The following is a 13,492-nucleotide window of genomic DNA, read 5'->3' as shown; positions in this document are numbered from 1 at the left end:
AATAATATTAATAACCCTGTTTTTCCTCTAACACTCATAGTCTGACTTCTATTTCATAGAGACGACCATTTCTTTCAATGGTCATCGATAGCTGGGTGAGCTGCTTGATTTCCTGCAGCAGCTTCATGGTGTCGTTGCTGTCACTCAGGTCATATCCGTTAATAGACAGGGCGATATCATCAGGCTTCAGGCCTGACTCACGAAAAACGTCAGGAAGCTTGCCAGGGGTTAACTGATAGCCAACCAGCTGACCATCCTTCTGAGCCGCGTTGATCTGGACAAAATCCGTAAAAGAGGCTGGATCAGAGATCACTCGTTGACGTAATTCTGCCAAACGACTACTGTCTCTTTTTTCTACTTTTCGATCCGCTTCATCGGGGTAAAGCAACAAGGCTTCGAGCTTGCCCCTGTTGAATACAATCACCCGATCTTCATAAATATCTTTCACTTCAGCACTGGAACCCTGAAGCTTTTCACCAATTCGATAAGTGCGATCACGGCCACCGGAATGAATCACAGCGACGGAATCAGCAGGAACTGAACTGGCAACAATACCGGTTACTTTTGCAGACAGGCGGGACTTTGGAACGGCGTTGGGGTCGATATCGCTTTTATCCGTTTGTTTCAGCTTGACAGGCTCCTGACCAAACAGATGAAAGTCATTCAGCGCAGGGTAGGCATCCTGTTCCGATTGACGACCATTTACCACCGTTGATTGAGGCTGCCAAGAATGAATCGTGGCGCTGTCAGAACCTTCCAGGACTTGCCATGTAAGACGAGCCAGCTGCTGAGTCAGAAGAATGACCAGCAGCACTTCACAGCCAATAATCAGTCGCCGCACCCCGGTCTGTGACAACACACCGGCAATGTTAAAGTCAGGCGAGGACAGAGGGCCAGAGGCTTTTAGTCTGTTGAGCAGGGTTGGTGGCATGGTACAACTTATTCATCAATTCGTTTATCAGTCCAATGCCCATAAAACCGGCATTAAGATTCTTGTTTTCTCAGTTGCTACTATTAGTGGTACATAGGTACTAAAAATTAGCTATACGTGCAAATACTTATAATAACAACGAGTTCTTCAGCGCCTCCGGTGTACAAGGGCTAAAGCAAAACGGCCCTGATCTCGATCCAGGTAAAGTCGATCGATTTGATGATAATGGTTCACTGTTACACTCTCGTGAAGCCATCAGAATCAGCTCTTTGAATACGAATGATACTGACCATACCTGGCTTCATTAGCGGGTACTTCACGGATTCCTTCATTTCTTGAGTCATAAAAAGTCCAAAACCGGGTGAGATAACAGCCTCAATATCGACCTGACTTTGCTGAAAAACAACAAGGTTGGAAAAATCTGGTCTTATTCGTTGGCTCCCTGGTGTAAGTTAGTAGGAAGCCCCCTCCCACTGAGTGGCAAGGGTATTGCGAAGCAAACTTTGGTAGCGGGCTCAATAAATATTAAAAAACACAAGAGCATAAGGATCATGAGACTCAACAATGCAGCCTTTCTGTCGGCAGTACCTTTGGTGCTATCTGTTTTTTCAACGTCGGTCGTCGCACAACCTGAAAGTATTCATTTCAGCTACGGGCCCGATCTTTCCAGTAAAATAGAGGTTAAGGACACTCGTCTGGCCCTGAGATGGCATTTAAGTGACGAAGGACTTCTCGAAAACTTAGAATGGAATGACCGCTTTCTTCTCGATACCTCGGTTTCTTACTGGGATAATCAACTGGATGCAAGCCCTTCGCATAGCTCGAAAGGTGGCGATGATATCTATGGCTTTTTCATGACTCCGGTATGGCAATTCAAAAGTCCCGGCGGACGGTATTACTTCGATGCAGGTCTGGGCGTTGGCTGGATCAGCGACACCCAGATTCGTTACAAAGGCGACCAGCCTTTAGAAAAAAGCACTCATTTACAGTTTGAAACCATGCTGGGTGCCGGAGTTCTTCTGGGTTCCGAAAAAAGTTTCGATCTGGGCGCCAAGTTGCTTCACTACTCCAATGCTTATATCAAACGGCCCAATATGGATTTGAATGTTGTCCAGTTCTCGCTTGCGTATCATTTTTGAAATGGAATGCCCGGCAGTTGTCGGGCGTTTTGCTGACTGTCTGCTTGTAATTCCAGCTCGCAGGTAAAAGATCATTATTCAGCCGAGGTATAAGCCTGCTTGGGTGAATTAGGCTCAGCAGGATAAGCTCGCTCCAGCTGCCTGTTTTTCACCATCCTGTTCAAATGCCCTTGTCTCAGAGGATCAGGGGATCTGTTCAGTAACTCTGCCAGAACTTTAAGAGACAAATAGTGACCGCGACAGGCATCCAATATGGTTTTTTCCATTAATTCGGTAGCCAACTTCTTCTTTTCTCTAGCAGCCTGTCGGACTTAAGGCTGTCCTACTGCGGTTGCAATAAATTGGTCTAGAAATTCCTGCTTCTTCGTCAAATAGCTCACTATTCTCCTCAGAAGCAGAAATTTTTATCCTCAATTTCTTGCAATCCTCGCTACGGACGCTTAAGTCCGACAGGCTGCTAGAAATTTCAGTTAGTTGCAAAAGTTTTTGATGAAAATCGGGGACAATCGCCGTTAAGTCTGAAATGACCTGTTTCCCATCCTGATGACGATATGACAAGCTCAAACCATTGGAGCTTGGGGTCAAACCATCGGAGCTTGGGGCCAAACCATCGGAGCTCGGGGCCAAACTTGGGGACATGAATGCGTATGACTGATTTGCCATTCAACTCAATGACAGAGATATCCTGATTACTCAGCAGATTATCACTGACTTTGGCCGAGTTGAGCGTATTCTATAAGTCACTCATTATCTTGTCTGGCTTGGCAATACCGATAACTGAGAATACTCCGGCAGGCTTTTCTCTGATGCCCAGAAAAATATCACCTCCCTCAGTATTAGCCATGGCACTGTAGGTTTTCCAGACATCTTTTGGTACTTCTCCCCGACCCTCTTTCCCGGCAGCTAATTTGAACTCAACTTCCAAGCTTTCTTTCAGACTGATGATATCTTCGATAGCAGTAATGGAGCTGGTCATTAAGGCAAAATCCCTGGCTTGAAGGCGTTAGTGTTTAGAACTTGGCAGGAAGTTAAGAATCAGAATATCACGCCTGAAAAAATAGTGCAGAAACAGTTATGGTACCAATGTGCATAATATTTAACTGGAGCTAGCTGCGAATTATGGCATATCTTCTCTACCACTTCTTTACCTTCCAGTCAGGGTAAGGGTTATCCTGTGTACAGTTTCCCTCAAAATCAATCTCGTGGAGTAACATCATGAAATCTCTACAGATTCAGCTGGCCCTGTCCGGCGTCAACTGTGCCGGTTGTGTCGGCAAAATTGAAAAGTCTCTGAAAGGTGTGGCTGGTGTGAATACAGCCAGTGTTAACTTTGTAGACAAAACGGCCATGGTCGAAGGCAGTGCCGAACCTTCCTCCCTGATTTCAGCCTTGAAAAACGCTGGATTTGAAGCCGAAGTGATGCCTGGCGACTCTGAACGACAATTCTCTATACCAACGATTCACTGTGCCTCCTGCGTCAGCAAAATTGAGTCGGCTCTTCTGGAGGTTCCGGGCGTTGAGAGCGCGTCGGTCAATCTGGCCGATAAAATCTGCTCTGTTCAGGGTCGGCCTGAAGCTGGTGTCATTCTGAAGGCGTTGGAAAGTGCCGGGTATCCGGGTACCTTGCTGACACCTGACAGCGATATTCAACTTAGGCAGGAACAGGAAGACAAAAAACAGTATCGGCACCTGCTAAAACATACCGCCATTGCTCTGGGTCTGGGCATTCCCCTGATGTTATGGGGTGTCGTCACGGGGGAAATGAGCGTAAACACGCCCTTTCAGCAACTTGCCTGGGGGATTGTCGGCCTTGCCACTCTTTTTATTCTGGTGTTCTCCGGTAACCATTACTTTACCGGCATGTGGAAAGCCTTGAAACACGGCAACACCAATATGGATACCCTGATTGCCGTAGGTACAGGCATTGCCTGGCTTTACTCCATGGTTGTCGTGTTGTTTCCTCACCTACTACCGTTTGCCGCTCGCCATGGTTACTTTGAAGCCAGTGCCATGATCATTGGTCTTATCAATCTGGGCCATGCCCTGGAGTTAAGAGCGAAAGGAAAAACCAGTCAGGCAATAAAAAGACTACTTGGGCTTCAAGTCAAAACGGCCAGAGTCGTACGCAATGGACAGGAAATAGATATTCCCGCGGATCAGGTTTTAAAAGGCGACATCCTCAGGGTCAGACCCGGCGAGAAAATTGCTGTAGACGGCATCGTAACTGAAGGCACCAGTCTGGTGGATGAATCCATGCTCACAGGCGAACCATTGGCTGTGAAAAAAACACCCGACGACGAAGTATCAGCAGGCACCTTGAATAAAAATGGCAGTTTGCTATTCAAGGCAGAAAAGGTTGGCAGCGAAACCGCTCTGGCCCATATCATTGCCCTGGTAAAAAAAGCCCAAAGTTCAAAGATGCCCATTGCCCGGATGGCTGATCAGATATCATCCATATTTGTACCTGTTGTGATGGTTATTGCTCTTCTGGCAGCTTCGGTCTGGTTCTTTTTTGGACCCGCGCCGACATTGGCTCACGCGCTGGTGGTAGCCACCACGGTTCTGATTATCGCCTGCCCCTGTGCCCTGGGTCTGGCTACTCCCATGTCGGTCATGGCCGGTGTCGGCAAGGCAGCTGAGCTTGGAATGCTGATTCGCAAAGGAGACTCTTTGCAGCAGGCCAGTCAATTGACAACCATAGTGGTGGATAAAACAGGCACCATCACCGAAGGCGTTCCCAAGGTGATCGAACAGATCTGCATTACAGCGGACACCGAAGAAGAAAAGAACAGAATTCTGCAGATAGCCGCCAGTATTGAGAGTGCATCGGAACACCCTCTGGCTGACGCTATTGTTAATTCTGCCAAACAAAAATCGTTGTCACTTTCACCCGTATCCGATTTTCATGCGGTAACCGGACAAGGGGTGACCGGGCGTGTTCAAAAAAAGTCGGTACTGCTGGGTAATGAAAATCTCATGGCTGCCAATGGCATTGATGTCATGCTTCTGACCTCAACATCAGAGTCATTGGCTAATCAGGGTAAAACCCCCATTTTTCTGGCTGTTGATAACCAACTGGCGGGACTGATAGCGGTCGCCGACCCGGTAAAAAAAGACTCCAAAGCAGCTATCGACAGACTGCATAAGCTGGGCATCAAGGTCATAATGCTGACGGGTGATAACACACTGACTGCCGCAGCCGTCGCACAACAGGTAGGCATTGATGATTTCAGGGCCGAAGCCATGCCTGAAGACAAGGAAAGGTATATCAGAGAGTTGCAGGATCAAGGACACAGGGTCGGTATGACAGGTGACGGCATAAACGACGCCCCGGCCCTTGCCCGCGCTGACGTTGGCTTTGCCATTGGCACGGGTACTGATGTTGCCATTGAATCGGCAGATATCACCCTGATTCGCTCTTCACTCCATGGACTGGCCGATGCCGTCGAGCTCTCCAGGGCAACCCTCGGAAACATTAAACAGAACCTGTTCGGCGCCTTTGTTTATAACTCTCTTGGCATCCCGATTGCTGCCGGAGTGTTTTACCCTTTCACAGGGATGTTGCTTAACCCTGTCGTTGCAGGAGCAGCCATGGCTCTGTCATCCGTCACAGTCGTCAGTAACGCCAACCGTCTGAGACGGTTCAAGCCAACTGCCAGGGAGGTCTGAACCATGAATATTTCCAAAGCAGCACAGGCCACCGGGCTGACCGCCAAAACCATTCGCTACTATGAAAGTCTGAAGCTGATCTCACCGGCCCACCGTCTCGATAACGGTTACCGTAATTATAATGAATCCCATTTACGAGAACTGTCTTTTATCAGTCACGCCAGAGAGCTGGGCTTTACTCTGAAAGAGTGCTCGGACCTTCTGGATCTGTACAACGACAACCATCGTAAAAGTGCTGATGTAAAATCACTGGCTCTGAAAAAAATGGTCGATGTTGAGGCTAAGATCAGCCAACTGCAGGTGATTCGTGACAGCCTGCAACAGCTCACCCAATGCTGTCATGGGGATGATCTGCCGGATTGCCCTATCATTGATCGATTGATCAAGGGAAAAGAAACGAATCCTGATATAGATGGTGCATAAAGCTATCGGAGTTGAAGTCATGAGAATGTCGGTGTTTTATGTTCAGTTTGCACCGATCTCACAGAAGCGCCTGGTACCCACAGGGCATAAAAGCACGACCAGGACAATGGCAGGCGGGAGTTCCCACGAAGAGAGTGGGAACGAGAGGCTACTTACTTGCTGGCAAGGTTGTTGACGATCTGGATCAGCAGCTCTTCAACTTTGTCAAAACGCCTGCTATGGTCAGCTAATTCCTCCTTCATCCATTCTTGTTCCTTCAGAACCAAGGCCACTGTGCCTTCAAAGCCAGTAAGCACTTGATTCATGCCAGCAAGTACCTGATTCATGCCGGCAAGCACCTGATCTTGCTTACTGAAGCGACTGTCCATCTCTTTCTGCATGCCATTAAAGCGGCTGTCCATCTCTTTCTGCATGCCACTAAAGCGGCCGTCCATCTCTTTCTGCATCCCCTCCTGTTTCCTCAGAAGCAGGGAGATTTTGCCTTCCATGCCAGCGAGCACCTTGTCCGATTGCTCCCGATGTTCTTCCAATACCGTGACTCTTGCCTCAAGGCTCATACTACTTGTCCTGTCTGGTTTTTTGTTTGAGAGTTGAGAATAGCAGTTGAAAGGAGAGCTGAAACTCGCTCCTAAAGAAGCTCATGAAAGAGCTTCTTTGGATCGTGCCATGATTAATGAGTGGCAAATACACTCATCTTTCCATCACTACTGAAACCGATCACCTTATAAGGATCTTTGAGGTCTCCGTACTCCATGCCTGGCGACCCCATAGGCATACCCGGAACAGTCAGACCGTTCACACCATCAGGCTTTTCAGTCAGCAAGCGCTTGATGTCCGCAGCCGGGACATGACCTTCAAAGGCATAATCACCGATAAAGGCTGTGTGGCAAGACTCCATTCCTTTCGGAATTCCGGCCTTGGCACGATAGGTGGCTGTGCCCGGCACATCATGGGACATGACCTTAAAGCCATTTTCTTCCATATGTTTTGCCCACTCTGTGCAGCAGCCACAGGCTGGGGTTTTGTAGAGCATGACCGTCGGCAATGACTCCTCCGCCTTGGCCAGTATAGACGACATTAAAACAGCAGTTCCCAGGAACAGGGCTTTCAGCTTTTTCATTGTCTCACTCCCCTACTTTCGTAGTTTTTCAAAAATTCAACTTATTAAACGACGATGTTTAATAATAGCTATTCCAAAAAAGAGACATTGGCCAGATAGATCTCAGGTTGGGAGCGGTATACCGAAGATGGGGGCGCAGAAATCCAGTCCTGCAACGGTTCAGAGTCCAGCAAGATCAACTCTGCAACAATATAGAGAAGGGTAAAAGTCGGCTTACTGTCCGGGTGAGAAAACGGGATATAGTGATCCTCAGAGTCGCAGTCTGGACAGACCTGATTCGCTTTCTGCAGATGTTCTGCCGGGGAAGGAGTACAACAGTCATGATCCGCGGACAAATCGTCAGCCATGCCGACAACATCGGCTGACATCATCATGGACATGTCTGAGTGATCTGTAACCATAGCCTGTGACGACTCCATCAGGCAAACCTGCAACAGCAAAAACATTAGCAGGGCAATCATTGTCATACCAATGTTCTGCCTGTGTTTCAGGTTCAGGTGTAGGATGGACATAAGATTCAAGAGGTTATGGTTCAGCTTTTCAACTTAAACCATCCAGTAACTGGAAGGTCAATACATGAAAAGCTGAATAAGGAACGGTGTGAAACTGGCTGTGTACTTTAATCAGGCATTGTCTTCTTCTACTGCATCGTAGAGGCGCTCCAAAATATCAGGGACGGCAGACATCACCCGGTTCCAGCTGGGAATAAAGGGTCTTTCCATCGGATTTTCCAGAAAGTGTTGCCCAGCCGCCATGATATTTCTGGCAAAGAGCTCCACTGCTCGCTCTTCTGAATCACGATCGACGTGCAGGCCATTCATCATCGCATCATCGTAATAAGACTCAATGAAATCCAGTGCTACCCGGTAATAAGTTGCTTTGATCGTGCGGAAGGTTTCAGTATTGAACTGAACCCCATTGGTCGCCAACTTTCTGAAGACGGCCTTGATGATATCGTGGCTCATTTTGGAAAGACCGGAATTACGATCTTCTTCTGAGAGAGGCTGATGTTTATGATCATACACATCAGCAATATCTACCTGACACAGTCGTTTATTGGAATAGTTTCTCTTAACTTCTGAGAGTACTCCTATTTCCAGACCCCAGTCGCTGGGAATCCGGATGTCATTGAAAACACTGGTTCGCATGGAAAATTCACCGGCCAGGGGATAACGGAAACTGTCGAGGTATTCCAGGTATTCCATAGGGCCGAGAATTTTCTTCAGGGCACGCAGGAGTGGCGTTACCAGCAAACGGCTGACCCTGCCATTGAGTTTGTTGTCAGCTACTCTTGCGTAATAGCCCTTGCAAAAATCATAGCTAAACGCAGGATTGGCTACCGGGTAGAGCAGTCTGGCCAGCAGATCTCTCTGGTAGGTCACGATGTCACAGTCGTGCAGGGCTACGGCTTCTGATTTGGCTGAAGCCAGCACATAGCCATAGCAGTACCAGACGTTTCTTCCTTTTCCAGCCTCTTTAGGGGCTAACCCTTTACTTTCAAGCAGACGGTCAATGTCACGAAGTCTGGGACCATCCTGCCATAGAATACGGTGGTGTTGATTCAGCTGGGCAAAAAAGTCTCTTGAATAGGTATATTCTTTTTCGCTGGCCCTATCCAGGCCAATGACAATCTCGGAAAGATAAGGAACCTGACTGAGTTCCTGTACAATATTTTTCAGGGCTGGCCCCTGCAACTCGGAGAACAGCGAAGGTAAGACCAGAGACATAGGGCGCTGTCGAGAAAAGGCCTGCAGCTCCTGCTCCATATCCTCAACCGAACGTACTCTTAAATTATGGAAATTGGTGATAGTGCCATTCTGGTAAAAATCGCCCATAAATCGTTTCCCTTCTTCTCGTTATCGCTTTTGCACCTTGATCATACTCTGCAGCTGAGCTCAGACTTCTTGTAAAGAGCTGTCTTGTAAAGAGCTGTCTTGTTCGGAGCAGACCGGCTGATGACCTTCTTGAACAGAGTTCAGAATCTCCAATACCGCTTCATTCCAACCTTCAGGCCCCACTGATTTTGTGTATTTAATATCAGACAGATGTTCTATAGCGGGCTGTTTACTTTTTTCAGAACGCACAAGAACAGGAATATCCACTACTTCCAGCATGGGCAGGTCGTTGAAGCTGTCGCCCAGCCCCATGGATAACCACTGCCAGTCAGGGAAACTCTTCAGGTAATGTTTGAAAAGCTTCTTCGCCGCTGAACCTTTATCTCCCTTGCCGGATACATGATAGAAGCGCCCTCCCCGGGTCAGGTGCAGACCCTCTTTGGTAAGCTGCTTTTCAAACAGCTCTAATGCCTGAGCACTGTCTTCCCAGATCAGAGGTTCACTGGCTTTTCGGTCTGCAGCCAGTTTAGCCTCCTCCAGACTGAGCCCGGAGAGATCGGCAATTTCACTATGACTGCAGTCACCAAAGCCCCTGAACCGAAAGCCATAGTGTTCGCGAAACTGTTTCAACACCCTGCGGATCGCCCTATAGGGCTGTCCATGGAAGTAATGGGTATTCTTGTCAGTATCAGACGACTGAAAGTAGTTAGCCGGGATGGTGGTAATCATTCCATTTTCGGTAATAAATGGATGATCCAGAGCCATTTCCAATTGCAGAGGCAACACCTCACTGAGGGTTTTGCTGGTATTGAAAACAACCGGAATATTTTGCTTTTTCAAACGATCCAGGGCAGGTTTGGCCGCTGCCCAGCTGTAGCTGTCATGATCGAGCAGAGTGCCATCCAGATCGGAAAATATCACCAGCTTCTTCATCGCCTTTTTGCTGTTGAACATCGGCTTAAACTCTGTCCAGGCGTTTTTGGTAGATGGCATTGGTGGCCTCGACAAAACCACTGACGCTGCCACAATCAAAGCGTTCACCCTCAAACTTACAGGCGATGACACAGCCTTGTCTGGCCTGAGTCAGAATGGCGTCAGTCAACTGCACTTCACCGTTTATTCCGGGTTCAGTATGCTCAATGATGTCGAAAATATCCGGCGTCAGGACATATCGTCCAATCACTGCCAGATTACTGGGTGCTTCTGAAGGGTCTGGTTTTTCCACCATATCGGTTACACGGATCAGGTTATCACTCAGGGCTTCACCGGCAATCACTCCATACTTATCGACTTCGGATTCGGGCACTTCCTGAACAGCCACAATGGTGCAACGAAATTGTTTGTAGAGATTGACCAGCTGCGACATCACTAATGGACCACCGTCGTTAACACAAAGGTCGTCGGCCAGCACTACACCAAAAGGCTGGTCACCCATCAGGGTTCTTCCGCAGAGAATGGCATGTCCAAGACCCTGCATCTGATTCTGACGAGTATAGGAAAAAGTACAGGCCGCCATCACTTCGCGAATCGTCGAAAGTTTTTCTTCTTTGCCGCTGCCGGCTATTTCGGCTTCCAGCTCATAGTTGATATCAAAATGATCAGGAATCGCTCGCTTGTTTCTGCCATTCACAAACCCCAGGTCAGTCAGACCTGCCAGCATGGCTTCTTCCACGCCATATTGAATCAGGGGTTTATCAACAATAGGCAGCATCTCTTTGGGCATAGACTTGGTGGCAGGTAGAAAGCGGGTTCCATACCCTGCTACAGGAAACAGACACTTTTTAATCATATTATTGCTCGTCTTGTTGAGAAGTTTTCCATCTCGTCAGACTTGAAGCAGAAGTCGTGCCAACTCAGAAAACCACCCGCCGACCTCCCATAGTGGCATGACTCCTGCTGCAAAGAAGGCATAGCACTAAAAAACATTGCCAAAGGGGAAGATGTATCGTGCAAAGTTATCCTAAAGCCTTCGATGCTTTTCATCAGGCCATGACTCAGCTTTTGATTCTCCCTTACGGACAGGAAGCGGGCGAGATAGCCGCCAGAATTGTCCGTCGGGTTCAGCATCATCTCCATGAAAATCCTCCCCAAACAGTCTCAGGCTGGTCAGAACAGGATATCTTTCTGATCACCTATGGCGACACCCTCTATGACAACACTGGCCAGCCTCCTCTTCAGGTCTTGAAGCGATTTCTTGATGGCCATCTGAACGGGGTTATTAATACCCTTCATATTCTTCCCTACTTTCCCTTTAGCTCGGATGATGGTTTTTCTGTGATTGATTACCTGTCGGTCAACGAACAGCTGGGCAGCTGGCAGGATATTGAAGCCATCGCCGCTGACTATCAGCTGATGTCGGACCTGGTCATTAACCATGTATCCCGGGAAAGTCTCTGGTTTGCCGACTTTGTCAGTGGCCATCAGCCCGGCCGGGATTACTTTATTGAAGAAGATCCGGATACAGACCTCAGTGCAGTGACCCGCCCAAGGAACTCCCCCCTGCTGGTGCCTATTCATACAAGACGAGGGCTGAAGCACGTCTGGGCCACTTTCAGTGAAGATCAGATGGATCTGAATTTTAAAAATCCCGATGTGCTGATCCAGATGGTGGATATCCTGCTCTTTTATCTGGCCCGCGGCTCCAGAGTCATAAGGCTGGATGCCGTCGCTTTTCTGTGGAAGAAACCGGGCACTCATTGCATAAGCCTGCCCGAGACCCATGCTATCGTGAAACTGTTCCGACTGATCATGGAGAAAGCCTGCCCCGGCAGCACACTTCTGACCGAAACCAATGTCCCTCATGAAGAGAACATCAGTTATTTCGGGGAACAGGACGAGGCTCACATGGTGTATCAATTTGCTCTGCCGCCCCTGATACTGCACGCACTCAATCGGGGCACTGAGAAATACCTTGTGCAATGGGCCAGTGACCTGCCTGATTATCCAGAGAGTTGCACCGTCCTGAACTTTACTGCATCCCATGATGGCATAGGCCTGCGTCCGCTGAAGGGGTTGATCCCGGAGAATGAAGTTTCAGAGCTGATCGACAGCATGCACCGTTTTGGGGGGTTCGTCAGTATGCGCACCCTTTCAGACAATACGGAATCACCTTATGAGATCAATATTGCCCTGTTTGATGCCATGAAAGGGACCAGACGAGGCGAGGATCAGTGGCAGGTACAGCGATTTATTTGCTCTCAGCTCATCATGCTGGGGATGCGCGGAATACCTGCTATGTATATACACAGTCTGTTTGCCACGCCTAATGATCTGGCAGGCGTAGAGAGCAGCGGCAGAACCCGCTCTATCAATCGTCGCAGGTGGTTACTGGAAGAATTATTGCCAGACTTGGAAAGCCCTGTTTCAATACCGTCGCTGGTGTTCCAATCGCTGCTGAGTCATCTCAGAGTTCGTAAACAGGAACCCTGCTTTCATCCCAATGCCTCACAAACCATTCTGAATATGGAACCGGGCATTTTTGCATTCATGCGTACATCGCCCTGTGGCCGCCGGAAACTGGTGGCTATACACAACCTGACATCGGCTCATCAAACATTGAACCAGCCAGACTATGTCGGCTGGTTCGATTTACTGGGCGGTGCCGTGGTACAGGACCTTCAACTCAAGCCTTATCAGGTATTGTGGCTGGGAGGCTGAAAATGGCTATCTGAAAGAGCAATGATTTCACCTGTGCCGATGATTTGGATTGTGAAGTTTTCATGGGTACTGGTTATACAGCGGACGAGCCCCCTGACGAGAGCTGATAGCAATCATTGGACATTAGAACCCATAAGAAAAGGACGCTAATGGAATAATATTCACTAGCCAATCCAGTAGCACATGCTCACGGAACAAGTATGAATCAAACCCCCAGAAAACATCACCCGCGCTCGTTGTAAATTTAATTCCGTGAATAAAAATTCCGGAGCACTGATCCAGCCAATCAAATCTGTTACAAAAACTTATTTGCTGCTGACTCTGTATCGGATAATTGCCCCAGACCAGATAGGGTGGGCGAAAATATGTTGATGGTGCAAGAACTCCAAACACTGGTGGAATAAGAGTTACAAACATATCATGACCTTTGCCAGACGTGCACGATGCGTAACTAAACAGGCAGGCGATTCCAATTAGTCACCCAACAGGCTCCTGTTTCACAGTTTGTTGCTCGGGGAACAAGCGAGGGCGCCTAGCCGGGGACGCCCAGCCCTAAACTCCCCAAGTCTCATAGACTCCGCAGACCTAACATCACGTAAGCTCCAAGGTAAGTCTAAAAGAGACAGAGGAAAGGTAGTTCACGGGTTGGCTCTCCGCAAGCCTCGCTGACATCCCCCACCTGTTTTGGTGGGTCTTACGCGAATTGAGGATCAATGTA

General features: G+C 48.4%; 12 protein-coding genes. 4 read left to right on the top strand and 8 right to left on the bottom strand.

The window, feature by feature from the left end; genetic code table 11:
* Positions 1-34 precede the first annotated feature (34 nt).
* Entirely contained in the window at positions 35-931 is an 897-nt protein-coding gene (gene gspC / locus KBW69_RS11440) for a type II secretion system protein GspC (RefSeq protein ID WP_257280935.1), read from the bottom strand.
* Positions 932-1,482: 551 nt separating this feature from the next.
* Between gspC and KBW69_RS11435 the strand changes: the two genes are divergently transcribed.
* Complete coding sequence (locus tag KBW69_RS11435) at positions 1,483-2,070, top strand: acyloxyacyl hydrolase (RefSeq protein WP_257280934.1); 588 nt, start codon at positions 1,483-1,485, stop codon at positions 2,068-2,070.
* A 733-nt stretch (positions 2,071-2,803) separates the two neighbouring features.
* Here KBW69_RS11435 and KBW69_RS11430 read toward each other — a convergent pair.
* Positions 2,804-3,046, bottom strand: coding sequence for a helix-turn-helix domain-containing protein (locus tag KBW69_RS11430; RefSeq protein ID WP_257280933.1), 243 nt, complete (start codon positions 3,044-3,046; stop codon positions 2,804-2,806).
* Between the two features lie 239 nt (positions 3,047-3,285).
* Between KBW69_RS11430 and KBW69_RS11425 the strand changes: the two genes are divergently transcribed.
* A complete protein-coding gene (locus KBW69_RS11425) occupies positions 3,286-5,739 on the top strand; it encodes a heavy metal translocating P-type ATPase (protein ID WP_257274221.1) in 2,454 nt (817 codons plus the stop codon).
* A 3-nt stretch (positions 5,740-5,742) separates the two neighbouring features.
* The gene (gene cueR / locus KBW69_RS11420) at positions 5,743-6,162 is read left to right on the top strand and encodes a Cu(I)-responsive transcriptional regulator (RefSeq protein WP_257252478.1); all 420 of its coding nucleotides are present in this window, start codon (positions 5,743-5,745) and stop codon (positions 6,160-6,162) included.
* Between the two features lie 152 nt (positions 6,163-6,314).
* Here cueR and KBW69_RS11415 read toward each other — a convergent pair whose 3' ends face one another.
* From KBW69_RS11415 to galU, 6 genes are all read right to left on the bottom strand, one after another.
* Positions 6,315-6,719 carry a hypothetical protein gene (locus KBW69_RS11415; protein WP_257252476.1) on the bottom strand — a complete coding sequence of 135 codons (405 nt, stop codon included), beginning with the start codon at positions 6,717-6,719 and terminating at the stop codon, positions 6,315-6,317.
* A gap of 113 nt (positions 6,720-6,832) precedes the next feature.
* Positions 6,833-7,282, bottom strand: a complete 450-nt coding sequence (locus KBW69_RS11410) for a DUF411 domain-containing protein (protein WP_257280932.1) — start codon at positions 7,280-7,282, stop codon at positions 6,833-6,835.
* A 68-nt stretch (positions 7,283-7,350) separates the two neighbouring features.
* Positions 7,351-7,749 carry a hypothetical protein gene (locus KBW69_RS11405; RefSeq protein WP_257274222.1) on the bottom strand — a complete coding sequence of 133 codons (399 nt, stop codon included), beginning with the start codon at positions 7,747-7,749 and terminating at the stop codon, positions 7,351-7,353.
* 156 nt (positions 7,750-7,905) lie between these two features.
* A complete protein-coding gene (locus KBW69_RS11400; protein ID WP_257252472.1) occupies positions 7,906-9,117 on the bottom strand; it encodes a glycosyl transferase in 1,212 nt (403 codons plus the stop codon).
* Between the two features lie 60 nt (positions 9,118-9,177).
* Entirely contained in the window at positions 9,178-10,110 is a 933-nt protein-coding gene (locus KBW69_RS11395; RefSeq protein WP_257280931.1) for a mannosyl-3-phosphoglycerate phosphatase, read from the bottom strand.
* On the bottom strand, positions 10,076-10,906 hold the full coding sequence (gene galU, locus KBW69_RS11390; protein ID WP_257252468.1) for a UTP--glucose-1-phosphate uridylyltransferase GalU: 831 nt from the start codon (positions 10,904-10,906) through the stop codon (positions 10,076-10,078). The genes KBW69_RS11395 and galU overlap by 35 nt, the downstream gene beginning before the upstream one ends.
* A gap of 158 nt (positions 10,907-11,064) precedes the next feature.
* Between galU and KBW69_RS11385 the strand changes: the two genes are divergently transcribed.
* Positions 11,065-12,774, top strand: coding sequence for a sugar phosphorylase (locus tag KBW69_RS11385; protein WP_257280930.1), 1,710 nt, complete (start codon positions 11,065-11,067; stop codon positions 12,772-12,774).
* Positions 12,775-13,492: the final 718 nt, after the last annotated feature.

The organism is Endozoicomonas sp. ISHI1 (assembly GCF_024606225.1).
Lineage (GTDB): Bacteria > Pseudomonadota > Gammaproteobacteria > Pseudomonadales > Endozoicomonadaceae > Endozoicomonas_A.
This window is presented reverse-complemented; position numbering and strand designations above follow the sequence as displayed.

Coding starts and splice junctions, on each gene's coding strand:
- gspC (WP_257280935.1), bottom strand. CDS start 931: ATGCCACCAACCCTGCTCAACAGACTAAAAGCCTCTGGCCCTCTGTCC.
- KBW69_RS11435 (WP_257280934.1), top strand. CDS start 1,483: ATGAGACTCAACAATGCAGCCTTTCTGTCGGCAGTACCTTTGGTGCTA.
- KBW69_RS11430 (WP_257280933.1), bottom strand. CDS start 3,046: ATGACCAGCTCCATTACTGCTATCGAAGATATCATCAGTCTGAAAGAA.
- KBW69_RS11425 (WP_257274221.1), top strand. CDS start 3,286: ATGAAATCTCTACAGATTCAGCTGGCCCTGTCCGGCGTCAACTGTGCC.
- cueR (WP_257252478.1), top strand. CDS start 5,743: ATGAATATTTCCAAAGCAGCACAGGCCACCGGGCTGACCGCCAAAACC.
- KBW69_RS11415 (WP_257252476.1), bottom strand. CDS start 6,719: ATGAGCCTTGAGGCAAGAGTCACGGTATTGGAAGAACATCGGGAGCAA.
- KBW69_RS11410 (WP_257280932.1), bottom strand. CDS start 7,282: ATGAAAAAGCTGAAAGCCCTGTTCCTGGGAACTGCTGTTTTAATGTCG.
- KBW69_RS11405 (WP_257274222.1), bottom strand. CDS start 7,749: ATGACAATGATTGCCCTGCTAATGTTTTTGCTGTTGCAGGTTTGCCTG.
- KBW69_RS11400 (WP_257252472.1), bottom strand. CDS start 9,117: ATGGGCGATTTTTACCAGAATGGCACTATCACCAATTTCCATAATTTA.
- KBW69_RS11395 (WP_257280931.1), bottom strand. CDS start 10,110: ATGCCATCTACCAAAAACGCCTGGACAGAGTTTAAGCCGATGTTCAAC.
- galU (WP_257252468.1), bottom strand. CDS start 10,906: ATGATTAAAAAGTGTCTGTTTCCTGTAGCAGGGTATGGAACCCGCTTT.